Here is a 21,315-nt window from a genome sequence, read left to right as displayed (position 1 = left end):
TCCCCCTGTGGCAGGGGCGCTCGCCGGACGGACACACAGCAGCGGTCTATTCTTCCACGGTCTCGGTCCTGCGCCAAAATCGGCCGAACGGCTCGCCCGCGGGGTCCGGGGCCCAGCCCAGGATGGAGAGCATCTCGCGGTCCTTCTTGTCGAAGGCCTTGGGGTCGCAGCGCTCGATCAGGTCGGGCCGGTTGGCCGTCGTGCGCCGCAGGGCCTCGTCGCGGCGCCAGCGGGCGATCTTGCCGTGGTGGCCGCTGAGGAGCACGTCCGGGATGTCCCGGCCGCGCCACAGGGGCGGCTTGGTGTAGACGGGTCCTTCCAGGAGGCTGGCCATCGCGCCGGGCGCGAAGGAGTCGTCCCGGTGGGACTCCGCGTTGCCGAGGACGCCGGGCAGCAGCCGCGCGACGGCCTCCGTGATCACCAGGACGGCCGCCTCGCCGCCGGCCAGGACGTAGTCGCCGATGGACACCTCGTACACCGGCATCCGGGTGGCGTACTCGTCGATGACGCGCCGGTCGATGCCCTCGTAGCGGGCCGGCGTGAAGATCAGCCAGGGGCGCTCGGAGAGTTCGACGGCCAGTTCCTGGGTGAAGGGGCGGCCGCTCGGAGTGGGGACGATCAGCGCGGGGGCCTGGGCGCCGGTCTCGTAGCCGTCGGCGAGGGCCGAGTCCAGGGCGTCGCCCCAGGGCTCGGTCTTCATGACCATGCCGGGGCCGCCGCCGTACGGCGTGTCGTCGACCGTGTTGTGCCGGTCGTACGTCCAGGACCGCAGATCGTGCACGTGGACGTTGAGCTGCCCACGCGCGCGTGCCTTGCCGACGAGGGAGACGTTCAGCGGGTCGAGGTACTCGGGGAAGATCGTGACGACGTCGAGCCTCATGCGCTGTCATCCCCGGGCGAGTCGATCTCCGCGCGGTCGTCGATCAGGCCCGGCGGAGGCGCGATGACCGCCCTCTGCTCCTCCAGGTCGATCTCGGTGACGATCTCCTCCACGAAGGGGATCATCACCTCGCTCCCGTCGGGGCGCTCCACGATGAAGAGGTCCTGGGAGGGCAGGTGCGAGATCTCCGTGATCCGGCCGACCTCCGTGCCGTCCTCGGTGACCACGTCGAGGTCGATGAGCTGATGGTCGTAGTACTCGTCCTCGCCCTCGGGAAGCTCCTCGGGGTCGATCTCGGCGATCAGCAGGGTGTTGCGCAGGGCCTCGGCGGCGTTGCGGTCGCCGACGCCCTCGAAGCGCAGGAGGAGGCGGCCGCTGTGGACGCGGCCGGTGGCGATGGTGAGCGGCCCGGCCGAGGCCGGGTCGGTGGCCAGGACGGCGCCCGGAGCGAGCCTGAGCTCGGGCTCGTCGGTACGTACCTCGACGGTGACCTCGCCCTTGATGCCATGGGCACGGCCGATCCGTGCGACTACCAGCTGCACGTGTCCAAATCTCCTGTCATACGACTGCGGGCCGGGGACGGCCCAGTGGCCCTCCCCGGCCCGAGCCGGTTGCGATGAAGCGTCAGCGGACGTGGTCCACGTCGACGAGGTCGACGCGGACACCGCGGCCGCCGATGGCGCCCACGACGGTGCGCAGAGCGCGCGCGGTACGGCCGTTGCGGCCGATCACCTTGCCGAGGTCGTCGGGGTGGACCCGGACCTCCAGCACGCGCCCGCGGCGCAGGTTGCGCGAGGCGACCTGCACATCGTCAGGGTTGTCGACGATGCCCTTCACGAGGTGCTCAAGCGCCTCTTCGAGCATGCTGCTCAGGCCTCGGTCGACTCGGACTCAGCCGCGGCCTCGTCCTTCTTCTCAGCCTTCTTCTTCTGGGTGATCGCCTCACCCTTGCCCTCGTCGTCACCGCCGAGAGCCTCGAACGACGGACGCGCGGCCTTCGGGGCGGCAACGAGCAGCGGCGCCGGGGCGGGCTCGCCCTTGAACTTCTGCCAGTCGCCGGTCTTCTTCAGGATGGCGAGGACGGGCTCGGTCGGCTGCGCGCCGACACCCAGCCAGTACGCCACGCGCTCGGCGTCCACCTCGATGACCGACGGGTTGTAGGTCGGGTGGTACTTGCCGATCTCCTCGATCGCACGGCCGTCACGGCGGGTGCGGGAGTCGGCGATGACGATGCGGTAGTGAGGCGAACGGATCTTGCCCAGACGCTTCAGCTTGATCTTGACTGCCACGGGAGTGGATTCTCCTGGATTTGACGTGGTTGGGCACGGCGAGATTGCCGCGTGGGGTTGCGGTACCCGAGTGCCCGATGGACGCGTCAGCCGGAGGAGAGAGGGGTCCTATGCGACTGTCGAGTACAGCTAGCCATTGTGCCATACCCTGCGGGCCGCTTCTGGCCGAGGGCGGGTGAGCCGCTTGGGCACGCCTGAGAGGCACCCGGCGCGGAGGTGAGGTACGTCGGGTGCACGAGGCCCGGCAGGGGGAAAGCCGGGTACGGCTGCCACGAGCAGCCGTACCCCTAGCTTGCCGCCGCTCCCACGACCTCCGGGATGCGGAACGGCTTTCCGCAACCGCCGCACACGATGGGGGCCTGGGCCAGGACCGACGGGACCACCCGGACGTTGCGGCCGCAGTCGCAGACCGCCTTCACACGGACGCCGCCGCCGGAGGAGCCGTGCCGGGCGGCCGGGCCGCGGAAGGTGCGGGAGGTGTCGGAGGAGGTGGCCACCGTGTGGGCTTTCAGGGCGCGCTGGAGCCGCTCGATCGTCGGGCGGTAGCGCCGCTTGGCCTCGGGGTTGAGCGTGACCAGTGAGAAGCCGCTGCTGGGGTGCGGTTCCTCGGGGTGGTCCAGGCCCAGCTCCTCGGCGATCGCGAGGAATCTGCGGTTGTGGTAACGGCCGGCCCGGGACGTGTCGCGTACGCCGCGGGCGGCGGCGATGCCGTGGACTGCCTCATGGAGCAGTCGTTCGAAGGAGAGTTCGTGACCGCACGCGGACGACGACTCCCCGATCAGGGACTCTGGCGCGGCAAGGTCCGGCAGCTCGGGGTGGTACCGCTGAATGTCGGCCCACGCCTGCGCCAGCTCTGCGGCGAGAACAGGTGGTGTCTGTGTCGTGCTCACGTAATGACAACGAGCGGGGGTACCGCTGTGTTCCTATTCCGGGCCATCCCAAATAATTTGCACGTACTGGTCAGTTGCCGCTGATGCGTCCTGACGAGGGCGGGTGCGCTGATCTGCGGAGAAGCCTCGCAGCTCATACCAAGCCGGTGCGTAGTCTGACGTACGCCCCGGCGTGTACGGGGCGGAACGTCCACGGTCGGCGGAGGCGCAAGAGGCGATTCGGTCGCTCTCGCGGATCGGGCCGCTGTCTCACTCAGCGCCAGCGACGACCGCGACGTTACCGGGTACCGCCCCATGCCCCGGCCCAGGGACGTCTCCGAGGTTGCGTGGATGTGAAATCTCGCCACAGTGGCGTCCCGCCCTCAAGCCGGGCCCCACGACCCCTGGACGGCACCGCGAGCCGGGAGTTACCTGACATACGTGGATGGTGCGAGCGCACGGCACGGGGGCCACGCAATCGGGCACAGCGGCAAACTGTCGGCGGATTGGGGCGCTTACCTATGACACCTACGCTCGTGCGGGAACACCTGTCTCAGGCGGGTTCCGTACCGGTCCGCGTGAACCTCTACGCACGCGCGCGTGACTGGTCCGAGATCCAGGAGCGGATGCTGGTCCCGCTCTACGAGGCCGTCTACGAGCGACTTGAAGTGGGCCCGGCCACCCGGCTGCTGGGCCTGAGCTGCGGTTCCGGGCTCGCCCTGCTGATGGCGGCCTCCAGAGGGGCCGCGGTCACCGGTGTCGACGCCTCCCCCGAACGGCTCGCCCTCGCCCGTGAGCGCCTGCTGCCGGACGCTGCGCGCGGCACGCGCGCGCGTAGGGCCACAAGGCTCGTCGACGGCTCGCCCGCGGACGCGGCGGACCCGAAGACGCCCCCGTACACCGTGGTGACCGTCTTCGAGCCGATCGGCTGCCTGGCGGGCGACGCGGAGGGGCTCGGTGAGCTGCTGGCGAGCGCGCTGCCGCTGGCCGGGCGCGGGGCGGCCGTGGTGCTGGCCGGCTGGGGCCCGCCGGAGCGCTGCGCCACCTCCTCGGTGCTGCGGGTGGCGACGAAACTGGCCGATCCTTTGCGCAGCGCGGGCAGCTGGCGGCCCGCCCGCCGCGACGACCTGGAGGAGGTCGCCCAGCGGGCCGGGCTGAAGCCGGACGGCTCGGGGCGGGTGGCCTGCCCCTTCGGTTACGCCGACCTCGACAGCGCCGTACGCGGCCTGCTGTCGACGGGCCTGTTCGACGCGGCGACCGCGGCGACCGACCGCAAGCAGGTGGACAAGGAGCTGACGGAGGCGCTGCACCCGCACCGGCGCCCGGACGGGACCGTCTGGATGCCGAACGTGTTCCGTTACCTGATCGCCCGCGTGCGCTGAGCACTCCGCGGCGCCGTCGTGGCTGGTCGCGCCCGCGCGGCGGAGCCGCATGTCGATACAGCCCCGCGCCCGTTCAGGGCGCTGGTCACGCCTCGGCGTCCTTGGTCAGACGTGTGATCCCCGCGATCCGGTACGCGTCCGTCTCCTCCAGCGTCTCGCTCTCCAGAAGCGCCTCGGCCAGCGCGTCCAGCCGGCCGCGGTGGTCACGGAGTTTGTGGCAGGCCTCCTCGTAGCACGCGTCCACGATCCGGCGCATCTCGGCATCGATCACGTCGAGGGTGTGCGGGGCGGCCGACAGCCCGTACGCCTGCTGGGCGTCGCTCGGGAGGGCGGACAGCCGGCCGACGCGCTCGCTCATGCCCCAGCGGGCCACCATCCCGCGCGCGATGTTGGTGACCTGTTCGAGGTCGTTCTCGGCGCCCGTGGTGACGACTCCGTAGACGACGTCCTCCGCCGCCATGCCGCCCAGGGCGCCGATGATGCGGCCGCGCAGGTACTCCTCCGAGTGCGCGTACCGCTCCACCTCGGGCGTGGACATCGTCACGCCGAGGGCCCGGCCGCGCGGCACGATGGTGATCTTGCGGACGGGGTCGGCGCCGGGCTGCAGCATGCCGAGGAGGGCGTGGCCGCTCTCGTGGAAGGCGGTGCGGCGGCGGTCCTCCTCGGGCATCACGAGGGTGCGTTCGGCGCCCAGCTGGACCTTCTCCAGCGCCTCGGACAGGTCCGCGCCGGTCACCTGATCCTGCTTGCGCTTGACCGCGAGCAGGGCCGCCTCGTTGGCGAGATTGGCCAGATCCGCACCTGTCATGCCCGGGGTCACCCGCGCCAGCTGGGTCAGGTCGACGTCGGAGGCGAGCGGGATCTCCCGGGTGTGGATGCGCAGGATCGACTCGCGCCCGCCGCGGTCCGGCGGGGCCACGTTCACCACCCGGTCGAAGCGGCCGGGCCGGGTCAGCGCCGGGTCCAGGATGTCCGCGCGGTTCGTCGCGGCGATGACGATCACACCCTCGGAGCCCGAGAAGCCGTCCATCTCGGTGAGGATCTGGTTCAGCGTCTGCTCGCGCTCGTCGTGGCCGCTCATCGAGGCGCCGCCGCCGCGCATGCGTCCGATCGTGTCGATCTCGTCGATGAAGATGATCGACGGCGCCACCTTGCGCGCCTCGGCGAACAGCTCGCGCACGCGGGAGGCGCCGACGCCGACGATCATCTCGATGAACTCGGACGCCGAGGCGGAGAAGAACGGCACGCCTGCCTCTCCCGCGACCGCTCGTGCGAGCAGGGTCTTGCCGGTGCCGGGCGGCCCGGCGAGCAGCACCCCGCGCGGGAGCTTCGCGCCCATCCTGCGGTAGGCGTCGGGGTGCTCCAGGAAGTCGACCACGTCGTCCAGTTCGCCCTTGACCTCATCAATGCCGGCCACGTCCGCGAACGTCGTGCGTCCGGTGCCCGGCCGCAGCCCGACCGGCTTGGGCGGCGGCTTGCGGCCGAACATGCCGCCTCCCAGACCGCCGAGACCCCCGCCGATCCGCCGCGCGAAGAAGATCCACACCGCGACCAGGAGCACGATCGGGATGAGGGAGATCAGCAGGTTGGACAGGAAGCTGCGTTCCTGTACGACCGGCCGGGCGGTCACCGTGACCCCGTGACTGGTCAGGTCCTGCCACAGCTTGTCGGCCGCGAAGGCCGGGCGCTCCGTCTTGAACTTGGTGTACTTGCCACCACCCTCGGGATTGGCACTGGCGCTCTTGAGCTCCCCCTGGATCGCATCGCCCTTGGAGTAGATCTTGGCTACGTTGCCGTCGGTGACCTGCCTGCTGAACTCCGTGTACGAGATCGTCGGCTGGTTGGCCTGGCCGAAGTAGTTCAGCCCGATGTAGGCCAGCAGGAAGACGATCACCGCGGTGACGAGCAGGCCCCACCATTTGCCGCCCCTGCGCCCGCCGGTCCGCCGGGGCGACTCGTCCGGGGTGCCCTCGGCGCGCCACGGCTGGTCAGGGGCCTTGCGTGGGGGCGCCGCATTGCTCATATCTGGACGTTACGGCAGATGTCGGGCCACGGCACATGCTGAGGGCGCCCCCCTGGCAGGGGAGCGCCCTCAGAGACGTACGGCTTCGGCGGGCGTCAGCCCATGAACTTCTTGAACTCGTCCGGCAGCTCGAAGTCCTGGCCGGCCTGCTGCGGCAGCCCGAAGGCGCCGCCGGCCTGCCCGGCCGCCTCGCGCCGCTGCGCCTCCTCCAGCTCCTGCTGCTTGCGCTTCATCGGGTTGCCGGAGCGCTGCTTGCCCTTGGCCTTCTTCGGCTGCTTCTTGGTCCGGCCGGGGCCGCCGCCCATGCCCGGGATCCCCGGCATGCCGGGCATGCCGCCGCCCTGGGCCATGCGGGACATCATCTTGCGGGCCTCGAAGAACCGCTCGATCAGGCCCTTCACCGCGCTGACCTCGACACCGGAACCCTTGGCGATACGGGCGCGGCGCGAGCCGTTGACGATCGTCGGGTCCTGGCGCTCGCCCGGGGTCATCGACTTGATGATCGCGGCGATGCGGTCGACGTCCCGCTCGTCCAGGTTGTTGATCTGGTCCTTGATCTGGCCCATGCCCGGGAGCATGCCGAGCAGCTTGCTGATGCTGCCCATCTTCCGGACCTGCTCCATCTGGGCCAGGAAGTCGTCCAGGGTGAAGTCCTGGCCCTTCTTGGACGCCAGCTTGGAGGCCATCTTGGCGGCCTCTTCCTGGCTGAAGGTCTTCTCCGCCTGCTCGATCAGGGTGAGCAGGTCACCCATGTCGAGGATGCGGGAGGCCATCCGGTCCGGGTGGAACGCGTCGAAGTCGTCCAGCTTCTCGCCGTTCGACGCGAACATGATCGGCTTGCCGGTGACCTGGCGGATCGACAGGGCCGCACCACCGCGGGCGTCGCCGTCGAGCTTGGAGAGCACCACGCCGTCGAAGCCGACGCCGTCACGGAAGGCCTCGGCCGTGTTGACGGCGTCCTGACCGATCATGGCGTCGACGACGAAGAGGATCTCGTCCGGCGAGACCGCGTCACGGATGTCCGCGGCCTGCTGCATCATCTCCTGGTCGATACCCAGGCGGCCGGCGGTGTCCACGATCACGATGTCGTGAACCTTGGACTTCGCGAAGTCGATGGAGTCCTTGGCGACCTTCACCGGGTCGCCGACGCCGTTGCCCGGCTCCGGCGCGTAGACGGCGACACCGGCGCGCTCGGCGACGACGCTCAGCTGGTTGACGGCGTTCGGACGCTGGAGGTCGGCGGCGACCAGCAGCGGCGAATGGCCCTGCTCCTTGAGCCACCGGCCGAGCTTGCCCGCGAGCGTGGTCTTACCGGCACCCTGCAGACCCGCCAGCATGATCACGGTGGGGGGCTGCTTGGCGAAGCGCAGGCGCCGGGTCTCGCCGCCGAGGATGGTGACGAGTTCGTCGTTGACGATCTTGAGGACCTGCTGCGCCGGATTCAGCGCCTTGGAGACCTCGGCGCCGAGCGAGCGCTCCTTGATGTTCTTGATGAACGTGCGGACGACCGGCAGGGCCACATCCGCTTCGAGGAGCGCGATGCGGATTTCACGGGCCGTGGCGTCGATGTCCGCTTCGCTCAGCCGGCCTTTTCCGCGGAGGTTTTTGAAAGTCGCGCTGAGGCGGTCGGAGAGTGTATCGAACACGGCGGCGTCGGTCCTCGGAGTCGGGGGCGGGTCTGAGCGTCTTCCAGGGTATCTGGCCCGGCAAGGCAACGGACCCCGCCCGCCGCATCGGGCGAGCGGGGCACTCCCCCGCACCTGCGGGGATCACAAGGCGTCAATGTCGGCCTCGGTCAACGGCGGCAACGGCCGCAAGGTCACGCCTGCAACGTCTCCTCCAGTGCCCGGGCCATCGACACGGCGTCCTGCCCGGGCAGCGGCGCGCCCGCGCCCGTGGTGACGTAGAACGCATCCACGGCGTTCGAGCCCAGCGTGCTGACGTGCATGCTGCGGACCCGTACGCCGGCCTTCTCCAGGGCCATGCCGAGGCGGTACAGCAGCCCCGGAGCGTCCTGGGCACGTACCTCGATCACCGTGGCGTGGTGGGAAGCCGCGGGAGCCACGGTCACGCGGGGCGGCGGGGCCACCCAGCCGCGGCGGCGGGGATAGGCCGCGTCACGCTCGGCGAGGCGGCCCGCGATGTCCAGGGAGCCGTCCAGGGCACGGACGAGGTCGGAGCGCAGCCGGGCCGCCTGGGGCAGCGAGCCGTACTCGGCCGCGACCCGCCAGTTCAGCAGCAGCACCGAGCCGTCCTCGACGTCGTCGGGCAGGCGCAGGGCCCGCAGCTCCGCCGTCCGGACGGTCAGGCGGTGCACGGCGAGGACACCGGCGACCGCGGGCAGCACGGCGGGCTGGTCCGGTACGGCGATGAGCAGCTCGACGCCGAGCGGCTCGGGCTCGCCGGCGCTCTCCTCCTCCGGCACCGGTTCCGTCTGCGCGCGCAGGGCGAGGACCGGACTGCCGGTGCGGAAGGCTTCGATGGCGAGGCGTTCCTGCTCGGCCGTGGGCGCGCCGGGCTCGGGTTCGTCGGTGGCGTCCCCGGCGAGGACGGCGGAGACCCGCCGCACCAGGTCGGCGACGAGGGAGCCGCGCCAGGAGGACCAGGCGGCCGGGCCGGTGGCCAGCGCGTCCGCCTCGGTGAGGGCGTGCAGCAGTTCGAGCGTGCTCTGCGTACCGACGGCTTCGGCGACCGAGCGGACCGTCGCCGGGTCCTCCAGATCGCGGCGTGTGGCCGTCTCGATGAGCAGCAGGTGGTGGCGGACGAGGGTGGCCAGCACCGTGACGTCCGCGCGGTCGAAGCCGATTCGCGCGGCCACGTCCTTGGCGATGATCTCGCCGGCCACGGAGTGGTCGCCGGGCCAGCCCTTGCCGATGTCGTGCAGCAGGGCGGAGACGAGGAGCAGGTCGGGGCGGCTGACCCGGCGGGTCAGCTCGGAGGCGCGGACCGCCGTCTCGATCAGGTGCCGGTCGACGGTCCAGAGGTGGACGGCGTTGCGCTGCGGGCGGCAGCGGACCCGTTCCCAGTCGGGCAGGAGGCGGCTGATCAGGCCTTCCGCCTCCAGGGCTTCCCAGACGGCGACGGTCGGGCGGCCCGAGCCGAGCAGGGTCACCAGTTGCTCACGTGCCTCGGCGGGCCAGGGCGTGGGCAGGGGGCGTGCGGTGGCGGCCATGCGCCGTACGGCGTGCAGGGAGAGCGGAAGGCCGGCCTGTGCGGAGGCGGCCGCGGCACGCAGCGGGAGCACGGGGTCGCGTTCGGGGCGCGCGGCGCGGGCGAGCACGACCTCGCCGTCCTGTTCCACCACCCCCTCGGCCAGCGGGGAGCGCTCGGCGACCGGTTTGCCGCCGCCCAGCATGGCGCGCAGCCGCGGCCGGACGGCGCGCGAACGCAGCACGCGCCCCACCTCGCGCCAGGTGACGTCACTGGCGTACGAGATCACGCGCGCCGCCTCGTACACCTGCCGCAGCAGGGTGTCGGCGTCCAGCAGGCCCAGCTCGGCCGCCACCTGGTCCTGTTCCTGGAGGGCGAGGCGGTCGGTGGCGCGGCCGGTGGCCAGGTGCAGGGCGTCGCGGACGTCGAGCAGGCGCCGGCGCGCCTCCGTGAGGCCCTCGCGCGGGGCGTCGGCCAGCCAGGAGGCGGCCACGGCACGCAGGGCGGTGGCGTCCCTGAGGCCTCCGCGGGCCTCCTTGAGGTCGGGTTCCAGGAGGTACTGCAGCTCGCCCTGGCGTTCGGCGCGCTCGGCGCAGAGTTCCTGGAGTTCGGGCAGGCGCTTGGGCGCCTGGTTGCGCCAGTCGGCCAGGACGGACGTACGCAGTCCGGCGGTCAGACCGAGGTCGCCTGCGAGGTGGCGGGCGTCCAGAAGGCCGAGTTGGACTTTCAGATCCTCGCCGGCCGTCTTGCGGGCCTCCGCCGGGGTGCGCACGGAGTGGTCGAGGGCGAGGCCGAGGTCCCAGACCGGGTACCAGAGGCGGTCCGCCAGGGCGGCGACCGCGCTCGTGTCGCCGCCGTCGTGCAGCAGCAGGAGGTCGAGGTCGCTGCGCGGGGACAGCTCGCCGCGGCCGTAGCCGCCGACGGCGACGAGGGAGATGCCGCCCAGTCCCTCGGCGGCCGCCGTGAACAGGCCTGTGAGCCAGTCGTCGGTCAGCTCGGCGAGTGCGGCACGGCGCGGCGGCCCGGACCGCGCCCCTTCGGTGAGGAGGCGCAGCCGGGCCGCCGCATAGCCGCTGGGTCCCGAGTCATCCGCTTCTTTCCGCACATCCGTACGCGTCACCCAGCGACTCCTGTCCTTCAAGTTGTCAGAGCGCGTCCGGGCCGCGCTCGCCGGTGCGTACCCGTACGGCCGTCTCGACCGGCAGGGACCAGACCTTGCCGTCACCGATCTTGCCGGTGCGGGCCGCCTTGACGATGACCTCGATCAGCTGCTCGGCGTCGTCGTCCTCGGCCAGCACCTCGATGCGGATCTTGGGGACCAGGTCGACGGTGTACTCGGCACCGCGGTAGACCTCGGTGTGGCCCCGCTGACGACCGTAACCGCTTGCCTCGGTCACCGTCAGCCCGTGGACGCCGAAGGCCTGAAGGGCCTCCTTGATCTCGTCGAGCCGGTGGGGCTTCACGACGGCGGTGATGAGCTTCATGCGTCCACCTTCTTGGTCTGCGCGGCGGTGGCCAGGGCGGAGGCGCTGACGGAGCCGACGACACCGCCGCCCGCGCCGCTGAAGTCGTATGCGGTCTCGGCGTGCTCGGCCTGGTCGATACCGGAGATCTCCTCGTCCTCGGAGACCCGCATCCCGATGGTCTTGTCGAGCAGGAAGGCGAGGACCGCGGAGACGACCAGGGAGTAGGCGAGGACCGCGCCGACGCCGGCGCACTGCTTCCACAGCTGGGTGAAGGTGTGGTCGCCGTAGAAGACGCCCGTCGCGGCGGACTGGCCCTTGCCGGTGGCGAAGAAGCCGATGAGCAGGGAGCCGATGATGCCGCCGACCATGTGGACACCGACGACGTCGAGCGAGTCGTCGTAGCCGAACCTGAACTTCAGGCCGACGGCCGCGGCGCAGGCGACACCGGCGATGGCGCCGACGGCGATCGCGCCGAGCGGGGAGACCGCGCCGCCGGACGGGGTGATCGCGACCAGGCCGGCGACCGCGCCGGAGGCGGCGCCCAGCGTCGTGAACGCGCCGTGCCGGATCTTCTCGTAGGCGAGCCAGGCCAGCATGGCGGCGGCGGTGGCGACCTGCGTGTTGACGAACATCAGCGCGCCGACGCCGTCGTCGTTGCCGAGCCAGGAGCCGGCGTTGAAGCCGAACCAGCCGAACCACAGGAGGCCTGCGCCGAGCATGACCCAGGGGAGGCTGTGCGGGCGCATCGGGTCCTTTTTGAATCCGACGCGCTTGCCGATGACCAGGATCACGCCGAGCGCCGCGGCACCCGCGTTGATGTGGACCGCCGTACCGCCGGCGAAGTCGATCACGCCGAGCTTGAAGGCCCAGCCGTCGGCACCCCAGACCCAGTGGGCGACCGGGACGTAGACGATCGTGACCCACAGGGCGATGAAGAGCGACCATGCCGAGAACTTGACGCGGTCCGCGAGGGCGCCGCTTATCAGGGCCGGCGTGATGATGGCGAACATCATCTGGAAGACCATGAAGACGAAGACCGGGATGGAGTATCCGGGCCAGAGTTCCGTCAGCCCGATGTGGCTGAGACCGAACCAGTCGGAGTTCCAGCCGATCAGGCTGTTGTGCTCACCGAAGGCGAGGGAGAAGCCGTAGAGCACCCACAGGATGGTGACGATGCCCATGCTGATGAAACTCATCATCAGCATGTTGAGGGTGCTCTTGACGCGGACCATGCCTCCGTAGAAGAAGGCCAGGCCCGGGGTCATGAGCAGCACCAGGGCGGAACAGATGAGCATGAAGCCTGTGTTCGCGGAGGACAGCTTGGGTGCCTCCGCGGCAAGCGTGATGGCTGGTGCCATCGGCGTCTCCTCGTCGGTTGGTACGGCCCCGTGCGGGCGAAGCCTGAGCGAGCGGTCCGGTCAGTGAGGGGTGGGCCGGTTATGCGCCATGAGATTGGCGCAGCGCGGTTTCGGTGGAAGCCCCTCGTTGTTTCGCCGGGGTGACGAAGGCGCCCTGTGTGTTACGCCTCGATGAAGTGCGAGATGCCGGGCTGCGGGATCGTTATCGTGGCGCAACCTTCCTCGGAAGGAAGTAAACCGGCCGCGGTCGGCCTCTCGATGACCTGGCATGGGGGAGCCGAGTCGGGCAGTTCGGGAGGACCGGCCGCGGCCGGAGCATGTGTGTCCTGCGATGGTCAGACGGCCTCGGCGGTCTCCGGCAGGTCGACGGCGAGCTGGTCGGTGAGGTCGACGACGGCGCTGAGGTCGCCGAAGTCGCGCGCGGCCGTGTCGACCGTCTTTCGGATACGAGTGTTCACCCGCTCGGAGCGGACCTTCTTGGCGATCTGCATGGCTTGCGAGGCGTACTCCGTGCTCCGCTCGGGCTCGCGCTGGAGCAGGTGCACGGTGGCCATGCCGATCAGGTTCAGCGCATACGACCGCTGGTGCTCGCTGTCCTTGGCGAACAGCTCCACCGCCCGCTGCATCAGCGGCTCGGCCAGGGAGGCGTAGGCGGGGCTGCGTCCGGCGACGTAGGCGAGATCGCGGAAGGAGTGGGAGTTCTCGCCGTACAGCTCTGCCTCGGAGAAGAAGCGGATCCAGTCGGGGTCCGGCTCGTCCCACTCGTCGGCCTCGGCGAAGGTGTCCTCGGCCATGCGCACCGCCCGCTTGCACCGGCCGGGCTGGCCCATGTTGGCGTAGGCGCGGGCCTCCATCGCATACAGCATGGCCTGGGTGCGCGGGCTCGCGCAGTCGCGGCTGCCGTACTGCGCGAGGTGGATCAGCTCCAGGGCGTCGTCGGGCCGGCCGAGATGGATCATCTGGCGGCTCATGCTGGAGAGGATGTACGAGCCGAGCGGCTTGTCGCCGGCCTCCTTGGCCGCGTGCAGGGCGAGAACGAAGTACTTCTGGGCGGTGGGCTGGAGCCCGATGTCGTACGACATCCAGCCCGCGAGTTCGGCGAGCTCGGCGGCGACCTTGAAGAGCTTGCGGGTGGTGGCCTCGGGCTGGGGTTCCTGGAGGAGATCGGTGACCTCGTGCAGCTGGCCGACGACCGCCTTGCGGCGCAGGCCGCCGCCGCACTGGGCGTCCCACTGGCGGAACATCTGCGTGGTGGACTCCAGCAGGTCCAGCTCGGGCTTGGAGAGGCGGCCGGGCCTGCGGGAGTCGAGGAGCGGCTCGGGCTCGGGCGGGAGCGGCGAGGAGGGGGTCGGCACGAGCCAGCGCTGCATGGGCTCGATGAGGGACGGGCCCGCCGACAGGGCCAGCGAGGTTCCGAGGAAGCCGCGCCGCGCCAGCATCAGGTCGCTGCGCGAGAACTCGCTGAGCAGGGCCACCGCCTGCGGGCCCGTCCAGGGCAGGTCGACGCCGGACGCGGAGGGTGACTGGCGTGCGGCGCGCAGACCGAGGTCCTCGATGGAGACGACGCAGCCGAAGCGCTCGGAGAACAGCTCGGAGAGGATCCGCGGGATCGGCTCGCGCGGGTTCTCCCCGTCCAGCCAGCGGCGTACCCGCGAGGTGTCCGTGGAGATGTGGTTGGCACCCAACTGGCGCGCCCTGCGGTTCACCTGGCGTGCCAGCTCGCCCTTGGACCAGCCGCTGCGCACGAACCACGAGCCGAGCAGCTCGTTGGGGCGCTTGTCAGCGTTCGTCACGCTACCGCCGTTGCCGCCCACTGGAACGCCCCCATCCCTGAGACCACTTGTCACCGCTGCGATCCTCGGTCGCCCCGGAGGGAGACCGCCATGCGCCAAGCCTTATCAGAATGCCGGTAAATACGGCCTCTCGTCCGCCGGTTCTCACCCTTCGAACGAGCCGACGACTTGCCTCCGGCATACCCACGGGTGCATGTGCCTTCAGGCCTCGCACACTCACAGTAATCCTACGATCACCGGTCCAGCCATGGCGACCCCGGAAACGCCACCATTCGCCACCCCTTCGAATGAACTCACGACCGCCCCCACGCGATTCACTTGACATAGGACAGCCGGAAGTGGGCGGACTGATGCGCGCAGGGGCGTGCGGGCTCCGGCGCGCCACCCGTGATGCTGCAAAGCGCCGCCTTGGCCTCACGGCAGCGAGGGAAGTCGGAGCCCTAGTGTCACGTTCCGCTTCCGTCTCGCTCCGCGTCGTAACCACCGGCGCGCTGGACCCGTTGGAGGGGGCATGGGCTTCACGATCGGCGGCATTCGCGAGATCCGCTCCGGCACGCGTCGGCGCGGTCGCTCGTCGGAGTGCACCGCCGTCGCCGAGTTCACCGGGCTGTGGGGCTGGGACGCCGTGCCGGGCGCCCGGGCCGCGGCGGGCGTCTGCTCCTGCGGTCACGCCGAGTGTCCGGCGCCGGGGGCGCACCCGCTCGACTTCGCGCCGCAGGTGCCGGCCGGGGCCACGCTCGACGAAGCGACCAAGGCCTGGTCCGAGTTTCCGGGCGCCTCCGTGATGCTGCCCGTCGGCCGCGCGTTCGACGTCATCGAGGTCGCCGAGCCCGCCGGGTGCCGCGCCCTGGTCCGCCTGGAGCGCATGGGGCTCCCGCTCGGCCCGGTCACCGCGACCCCGGACGGCCGCGCCCACTTCTTCGTCGCCCCCGGCGCCGCCGCCGATCTCCCCCAGCTGCTCTACCGCATGGGCTGGGACGACCCGTCCGCCCTGGACCTGCACGGTCTCGGCCCGGGCAGCCACGTCACCGCCCCGCCCTCCGACCGGGGCGGCCTGGGCCCGGTGCGCTGGCTGCGCCCGCCGGCCCTGGACGCGGCGACGAGTCCTCCGGCGGCCCGGCTGCTGCTGGGCACGCTGGCGTATGTGGCGCACCGGTCGCGGGCACGGACGTAAGCAGGCAGGCATCGGACAGCGCGAAGCGCCCGTCCCCTGACTGCACCTCGGGGGCGGACGCTTCTTCGAGGGGGGGTATTTGTACCCCCCCTCGGGGGGTCAGTCACCGATAAGGGCATCCACGAACGCCTCCGGCTCGAACGGCGCCAGGTCGTCCGCGCCTTCGCCGAGACCGACCAGCTTGACCGGGACGCCCAGTTCGCGCTGGACCGCGACCACGATGCCGCCCTTCGCCGTACCGTCCAGCTTGGTCAGCACGATGCCGGTGATGTCCACGACCTCGGCGAACACCCGGGCCTGCACCAGACCGTTCTGGCCGGTGGTGGCGTCGAGGACGAGCAGCACCTCGTCCAGCGGCGCGTGCTTCTCGACCACGCGCTTGACCTTGCCCAGCTCGTCCATGAGCCCGGTCTTGGTGTGCAGGCGGCCGGCGGTGTCGATGAGGACGACGTCGACCCCCATCTCCTTGCCTTCCTTGACCGCGTCGAAGGCGACGGAGGCCGGGTCGCCGGCCTCCGGCCCGCGCACGGTGTAGGCGCCGACGCGCTCGCCCCAGGTCTGCAGCTGGTCGGCGGCGGCGGCCCGGAAGGTGTCGGCGGCGCCGAGGACGACGGTACGGCCGTCGGCCACGAGCACGCGGGCGAGCTTGCCGGTGGTGGTGGTCTTGCCGGTGCCGTTGACGCCGACGACCATCACGATGCCGGGCTTGCGCTCCTCGGGCTCGGTCCTGACCGTGCGGTCGACCTCGGTGCCGACCAGCTTGAGCAGCTCGTCGCGCAGCAGGCCGCGCAGCTCCTCAGGGGTGCGGGTGCCGAGCACCTTCACGCGCTCACGCAGCCGCTCGACCAGCTCCTGGGTGGGCTGCACGCCGACATCGGCGGTGAGCAGCGTGTCCTCGATCTCCTCCCAGGTGTCGTCATCAAGGTGCTCGCGGGACAGCAGCGTGAGCAGGCCCTTGCCGAGGGCGTTCTGCGAGCGGGACAGGCGGGTGCGCAGGCGGACCAGCCGGCCTGCGGTGGGCTCCGGGATCTCGATCTCGGGAGCCTCGACCAGGGGGGGTTCCTCGACGGCGACCGGTGCCCCGCCACCGGGAAGATCCACCTCCTCGATCGTCCGGCGCGGTTCGTCGCGCGGCGTCTCGGCCTCGTCGCCGACGTGCGGCTCGGCCGGGGGCGCGGTGATGTCGGGCGCTGTGGGGGGCGGCGGGGGCAGCGGCTTCCGGCGCCGGCTGCCGACGATGAGCCCGCCGAGCGCGCCGAGCACGACCACGGCGATGACTACAGCAAGGATGACGGTTTCCATAACTCGACCAGTATCGGCCATACGTTCCGACGCAGCCCTGCTTGTGGCTTCCTCCGAGGGACAAAGGCCACCACAAGGTGTGACTCAGAGCAAAGTACGATGGCACTGGCTCCATCAACGCGCGTAGAGTCCCGACGTCCCCTGTCCCCCACCCCTAGGGCACCGTCTTTCATGAGCAAGACAGCCGAGACCGAAGGCGCTCTCGAAACCCGTGGCATCGAGCAGGTACCCGACCACGAGCGCACCGCGAGAACACGTGAGCTGTTCCCCACCTGGGTCGGCGCCAACATCAGTGTGCTGCTGCTCACCATGGGCGCGAGCCTGGTGGTGGCGTACCACCTGAACATCTGGCAGGCCCTCGTCGTCGCGATCGCCGCGCCGATCGTGTCGTACGGCCTGGTCGGGCTGATCGGCATAGCGGGCAAGCGGGGCGGGGCGCCCGGCATGGCGCTGTCGCGCGCGGTCTTCGGGCAGCGCGGCAATCTGCTGCCCGGTTCGCTGATCTGGGTCGCCCGCTGGGGCTGGGAGACGATCAACGCGGTGACCGGCGCCTACGCGATGCTCACCATCCTGGACATCGTGCTCGGCATCAAGGCGAACAGCGTGCTGGACATGGTGATGCTGCTGATCTTCGTCGTCGCGACCTTCGCGATCTCCGGGCTCGGCATCAACGCCGTGCAGAAGTGCAACAAGTACGCGACGTACCTGTTCGGCGTCTTCTCGGTCCTGGTCCTGGTGTACCTGGCGGTGAACACCGACTGGTCCAAGGTCATGGACCACAGCGCCGGCTCGACAGCCGCGGTGATCACCGGTATCGGCATGATCGCGGCGGGCGGTGTCAGCTGGATCCCGTCCGCTCCGGACTTCACCCGCTATCTGCCGCGCACGGCGTCGTCGAAGGCGATCGTGGGCACGGCGGTGGGCGGCGCCGGGATCGTCGTCCTGCCGATGGTGCTGATGGGCGCGGTGATGGCGGTCTCCACGCCGGACCTGGCCTCGGCGACCGACCCGGTCTCCTTCCTCGGCGAGATCCTGCCGACCTGGATCGCGGTGCCGTACCTGCTGATCGCGCTGATCGGCATGCTGCTGATCAACTCGATGTCGATGTACTCGGCGGGCTTCACCGCGCAGACCCTCGGCTTCAAGGTGCCGCGCCACTGGGCGGTCTCGGTCAACGCGGTGATCTCGCTGATCTTCGGCGGGGTGCTGATGCTGGTGGCGACGAGCTTCATGGGCTCGTTCATCGCCTTCCTGTCGCTGCTCGCGGTGGCCTTCTCCGCCTGGGTCGGCGTCTTCGGCGCGGACATGCTGCGCCGCACGGAGTACGACGGCCGGGCCATGACCGACACCACCCGCACCAGCGCCTACTGGTACCGGGGCGGTTTCTCGCCCGCCGCGGTGGCCGCCTGGGCGGTCGGCCTGGTGGGCGGCCTGATGTTCACCACCTCGGACTGGTTCACCGGCCCGCTGGCGAAGAACAACGTCATCGGCGAGTACGGCCTCGGCTGGGTCGCCACGATCGTGATCTCCGGCCTGCTGTACCTGGCGCTGCCGAAGCCGGCGGTGGTGACCCCGGCACCGGCCACCGAGCCCGCCGAGGAGCCCGCGACCGCCGGCGTCTGACCGGCGGACGGACCCCAGCCGCCGCACCCATGGCCATCTGACACATCGTCAGCTACTGTCCCCCTCCAACGAGTAGCACCGGAGGGGGACTTCCCATGCCCGTCACGGTCGTACGCTTCAACCTCGTCGCTCCCGGCGCCACTTCCGCCGAGCTCGCCGCCCGCTACCGGGCCGCCCTGGAGATGGCCGCGTACGCGGACGAGCACGGGATCACCACCGTGCAGACCGAGGAGCACCACGGCGCCGACAACAACTGGCTGCCGTCGCCGTTCGCCTTCGCCGGCGCGGTGTTCGGGGCGACCCGGAACATCGCGGTCACGGTGTCGGCGGTGATCGGCCCGCTGCACGACCCGCTGCGGCTGGCCGAGGAGATCGCGGTACTGGATCTGCTCAGCGGCGGGCGGCTGGTGACGGTGGCCGGGATCGGCTACCGGCCCGAGGAGTACGCCCTGTTCGACGTCGACTGGAAGCGGCGGGGCCGGCTCCAGGACGAGCTGCTGGAAACCCTGCTGAAGGCCTGGACCGGCGAGGAGTTCGCCCACCGGGGCCGTACGGTACGGCTCACCCCGCGCCCGTACACCGATCCGCACCCCCTGCTGCTGGTCGGCGGTTCCTCGAAGGCAGCCGCCCGCCGGGCCGCCCGGCTCGGCCTCCCCTTCTTCCCCAGCGCGCATCTGCCGGAGCTGGAGGCGTACTACAAGGAGAAGCTCACGGAGTACGGCACCGACGGCTGGACGATGATGCCCGCCGCCGAGACTCCGCTGCTGCACCTCGCCGAGGATCCGGACCGCGCGTGGTCGCAGTACGGCGAGCACTTCCTGCACGAGGCCCGGACGTACGCCTCCTGGCAGTCCGGGGACATCCGCTCGGCCGTGAAGTCGGCGGCGACGACGGTGCAGGAGCTGCGCGCGGAGGGCGTGTACCGGATCCTGACGCCGGAGCAGTGCGTGGCCCAGGGGCTGGACAGTCTCGTCCTGCATCCGCTGGCGGGCGGGATGCCGGTGGAGGAAGGGTGGCGCAGCCTGCGGCTGTTCGCGGAGCGGGTGCTTCCGGCCGTGGGCGGCTGACGCGGGGCTCGGCTGCGGCGCGTTCGCGTGGTCCGGCCGGAACCGGCAGTGATCCGCTGGGCCCATGAGTCTTTGTGCGGATGTGGTCGTCCGGGGACCGAACGGCCTCAGCGGCTCGGAGCCCGCGTCCTCATCTGGTGACCGTGCTCATACGACCCTGGCGACCGTGCTCGTACGACCCTGGCGACCGTGCCCGTACGACACACCGCCGCCCCCGGTCCGGGCAGTGGCCGGGCCGGGGGCGGCGGAGGGTACGAGGAGAGGGGCAGCGGGGACTTGGCCCTTCTCCCCGAGTTCGCGGGGCTGCTCAGCCCATCTCCTCCAGCGCCTTGCCCTTCGTCTCCTTGACGAACTTCAGGACGAACGGGATCGAGAGCGCGGCGAAGACCGTGTAGATCACGTAGGTGCCGGACAGGCTCCAGTCGGCCAGCGACGGGAAGCTCGCGGTGATGGCCCAGTTGGCGACCCACTGCGCGGCGGCGGCCACGCCCAGGGCGGCGGCGCGGATCTTGTTCGGGAACATCTCGCCGAGCATGACCCAGACGACCACACCCCAGGACAGGGCGAAGAAGAGGACGAACACATGGGCGGCGATCAGGGCGATCCAGCCCTGGGTGGCGGGCAGCTTGCCGTCCACCAGGTGGTACGAGAACGCCCAGGCCTCCAGCGCGAGACCGAGGGCCATGCCGACCGAGCCGATGAGCGCGAGCGGCCTGCGGCCGATGCGGTCCACGAAGATCATCGCGATCACGGTGCCGACGATGTTGATGATCGACGTCGTGAAGGAGTAGAAGAACGAGTCCGTCGGGTCGACACCGACCGACTGCCACAGCGTCGAGGAGTAGTAGAACGCGACGTTGATGCCGACGAACTGCTGGAAGACCGAGAGGCCGATACCGATCCAGACGATCGGCTTGAAGAAGAAGCCGCCGCCGAGCAGGTCCTTGAAGGTGGACTTGTGCTCGCTGTTCATCGCGTGCTCGATCTCGGCGACGCGGGCGTCCAGGTCACGGTCCTGGCCCTCGACCTCGGCGAGGATCTCCTTGGCGCGCTCCCGCTTGCCGACGGAGATCAGGAAGCGCGGGGACTCTGGGATGGCGAAGGAAAGCAGGCCGTACAGGACGGCCGGGACGACCATGACCCCGAGCATGACCTGCCAGGCCTCCAGGCCCATCAGCTTGCCACGCTGGTCGCCGCCGGCGGCGTTGAGCAGGCCCCAGTTGACCAGCTGCGAGATGGCGATGCCGATGACGATCGCGGCCTGCTGGAAGGAGCCGAGGCGGCCGCGGTAGGCGGGCGGGGCGACCTCGGCGATGTAGGCGGGGCCGATGACCGAGGCCATGCCGATGGCGAAGCCGCCGACGACGCGCCAGAAGGCGAAGTCCCACAGCGAGAAGGGCAGCGCCGAGCCGACGGCGCTGACCGTGAACAGCAGGGCGGCGATCTGCATGACCCGAATGCGGCCGATCCGGTCGGCTATGCGGCCGGCGGTCGCGGCACCGATGGCGCAGCCGATCAGGGCGATGGCGATGACCTGGGCCAGCGCTGCGGACCCGATGTCGTAACGGCCCCGGATGGCCTCGACGGCGCCGTTGATCACGGAGCTGTCGTAGCCGAAGAGGAAACCGCCCATCGCGGCCGCGGCCGCGATGAAGATGACATGCCCGAGATGTTCGGGGTGAGCCGTCCTGGCTCCTGACTGGGGTGCCTGCGCTGTGCTGGTCACGTGTTCTCCTCGGGCCACCGGCAACGCTGCCGGGTGGGGGTGAGCCCTTCCAGGGTTGAAGTGGCGCACGGGGAGGCACACCGCTCACACCTGAAGGTAAAAGCAACGTTGCAGAGACTATGCCTTCAAGTTTCGAAGTCAATACTTCAATGTCTGTGAGTTTCTCGATATGCCCGAGGGTGCCGAGTTCACTTCTTGAACGATTGACGGCTG

General features: G+C 70.5%; 17 protein-coding genes. 4 read left to right on the top strand and 13 right to left on the bottom strand.

The genetic code is table 11. From position 1 onward, the window contains the following. Positions 1-46 precede the first annotated feature (46 nt). The 5 genes from trmD to AQI88_RS29470 all read right to left on the bottom strand — a co-directional run bounded on the left by trmD (position 47) and on the right by AQI88_RS29470 (position 3,059). Positions 47-880 carry a tRNA (guanosine(37)-N1)-methyltransferase TrmD gene (gene trmD / locus AQI88_RS29490; protein ID WP_067004931.1) on the bottom strand — a complete coding sequence of 278 codons (834 nt, stop codon included), beginning with the start codon at positions 878-880 and terminating at the stop codon, positions 47-49. Further along, positions 877-1,422 (bottom strand): ribosome maturation factor RimM, encoded by a 546-nt coding sequence (gene rimM / locus AQI88_RS29485; protein ID WP_067004929.1) that lies wholly within the window; start codon positions 1,420-1,422, stop codon positions 877-879. The genes trmD and rimM overlap by 4 nt, the downstream gene beginning before the upstream one ends. A gap of 82 nt (positions 1,423-1,504) precedes the next feature. After that, a complete protein-coding gene (locus tag AQI88_RS29480) occupies positions 1,505-1,744 on the bottom strand; it encodes an RNA-binding protein (protein WP_003973401.1) in 240 nt (79 codons plus the stop codon). 5 nt (positions 1,745-1,749) lie between these two features. Next, positions 1,750-2,169, bottom strand: a complete 420-nt coding sequence (rpsP, locus tag AQI88_RS29475; protein ID WP_053658371.1) for a 30S ribosomal protein S16 — start codon at positions 2,167-2,169, stop codon at positions 1,750-1,752. Positions 2,170-2,456: 287 nt separating this feature from the next. After that, the gene (locus AQI88_RS29470) at positions 2,457-3,059 is read right to left on the bottom strand and encodes a hypothetical protein (RefSeq protein WP_067004927.1); all 603 of its coding nucleotides are present in this window, start codon (positions 3,057-3,059) and stop codon (positions 2,457-2,459) included. A gap of 500 nt (positions 3,060-3,559) precedes the next feature. Between AQI88_RS29470 and AQI88_RS29465 the strand changes: the two genes are divergently transcribed. Then, complete coding sequence (locus AQI88_RS29465; RefSeq protein WP_208615933.1) at positions 3,560-4,420, top strand: methyltransferase domain-containing protein; 861 nt, start codon at positions 3,560-3,562, stop codon at positions 4,418-4,420. Positions 4,421-4,505: 85 nt separating this feature from the next. Here AQI88_RS29465 and ftsH read toward each other — a convergent pair whose 3' ends face one another. From ftsH to nsdA, 6 genes are all read right to left on the bottom strand, one after another. Further along, entirely contained in the window at positions 4,506-6,443 is a 1,938-nt protein-coding gene (gene ftsH / locus AQI88_RS29460; RefSeq protein ID WP_079057866.1) for an ATP-dependent zinc metalloprotease FtsH, read from the bottom strand. A 95-nt stretch (positions 6,444-6,538) separates the two neighbouring features. Beyond that, positions 6,539-8,089 carry a signal recognition particle protein gene (gene ffh, locus AQI88_RS29455; protein WP_067004925.1) on the bottom strand — a complete coding sequence of 517 codons (1,551 nt, stop codon included), beginning with the start codon at positions 8,087-8,089 and terminating at the stop codon, positions 6,539-6,541. Between the two features lie 173 nt (positions 8,090-8,262). Then, positions 8,263-10,713 carry a [protein-PII] uridylyltransferase gene (locus AQI88_RS29450; RefSeq protein WP_067004923.1) on the bottom strand — a complete coding sequence of 817 codons (2,451 nt, stop codon included), beginning with the start codon at positions 10,711-10,713 and terminating at the stop codon, positions 8,263-8,265. A 25-nt stretch (positions 10,714-10,738) separates the two neighbouring features. Then, a complete protein-coding gene (locus AQI88_RS29445) occupies positions 10,739-11,077 on the bottom strand; it encodes a P-II family nitrogen regulator (protein WP_030990174.1) in 339 nt (112 codons plus the stop codon). Next, positions 11,074-12,417, bottom strand: a complete 1,344-nt coding sequence (locus AQI88_RS29440) for an ammonium transporter (RefSeq protein WP_067004920.1) — start codon at positions 12,415-12,417, stop codon at positions 11,074-11,076. Before AQI88_RS29440 ends, AQI88_RS29445 begins: the two co-directional genes overlap by 4 nt. A gap of 335 nt (positions 12,418-12,752) precedes the next feature. Further along, positions 12,753-14,231, bottom strand: coding sequence for a transcriptional repressor NsdA (nsdA, locus tag AQI88_RS29435; protein ID WP_067004918.1), 1,479 nt, complete (start codon positions 14,229-14,231; stop codon positions 12,753-12,755). A 490-nt stretch (positions 14,232-14,721) separates the two neighbouring features. Here nsdA and AQI88_RS29430 point away from each other — a divergent pair, with 490 nt between their 5' ends. Then, positions 14,722-15,384, top strand: a complete 663-nt coding sequence (locus AQI88_RS29430) for a bifunctional DNA primase/polymerase (protein ID WP_067004916.1) — start codon at positions 14,722-14,724, stop codon at positions 15,382-15,384. Positions 15,385-15,483: 99 nt separating this feature from the next. On the opposite strand, the gene ftsY is transcribed toward AQI88_RS29430, so the two are convergent. Continuing rightward, complete coding sequence (ftsY, locus tag AQI88_RS29425) at positions 15,484-16,686, bottom strand: signal recognition particle-docking protein FtsY (RefSeq protein ID WP_067004914.1); 1,203 nt, start codon at positions 16,684-16,686, stop codon at positions 15,484-15,486. Positions 16,687-16,857: 171 nt separating this feature from the next. Between ftsY and AQI88_RS29420 the strand changes: the two genes are divergently transcribed. Beyond that, positions 16,858-18,309 (top strand): cytosine permease, encoded by a 1,452-nt coding sequence (locus tag AQI88_RS29420; protein ID WP_067004912.1) that lies wholly within the window; start codon positions 16,858-16,860, stop codon positions 18,307-18,309. Between the two features lie 95 nt (positions 18,310-18,404). Continuing rightward, the gene (locus tag AQI88_RS29415; RefSeq protein WP_067004911.1) at positions 18,405-19,376 is read left to right on the top strand and encodes an LLM class flavin-dependent oxidoreductase; all 972 of its coding nucleotides are present in this window, start codon (positions 18,405-18,407) and stop codon (positions 19,374-19,376) included. A 307-nt stretch (positions 19,377-19,683) separates the two neighbouring features. Here AQI88_RS29415 and AQI88_RS29410 read toward each other — a convergent pair whose 3' ends face one another. Beyond that, positions 19,684-21,102, bottom strand: coding sequence for a sugar porter family MFS transporter (locus AQI88_RS29410; protein WP_067004909.1), 1,419 nt, complete (start codon positions 21,100-21,102; stop codon positions 19,684-19,686). Positions 21,103-21,315: the final 213 nt, after the last annotated feature.

It is taken from the genome of Streptomyces cellostaticus (genome assembly GCF_001513965.1).
In the GTDB taxonomy this organism is placed as follows: Bacteria; Actinomycetota; Actinomycetes; order Streptomycetales; family Streptomycetaceae; genus Streptomyces; species Streptomyces cellostaticus.
Note: the sequence above shows the minus strand (reverse complement) of the source record. Positions and strands in the feature narration are given on the sequence as shown.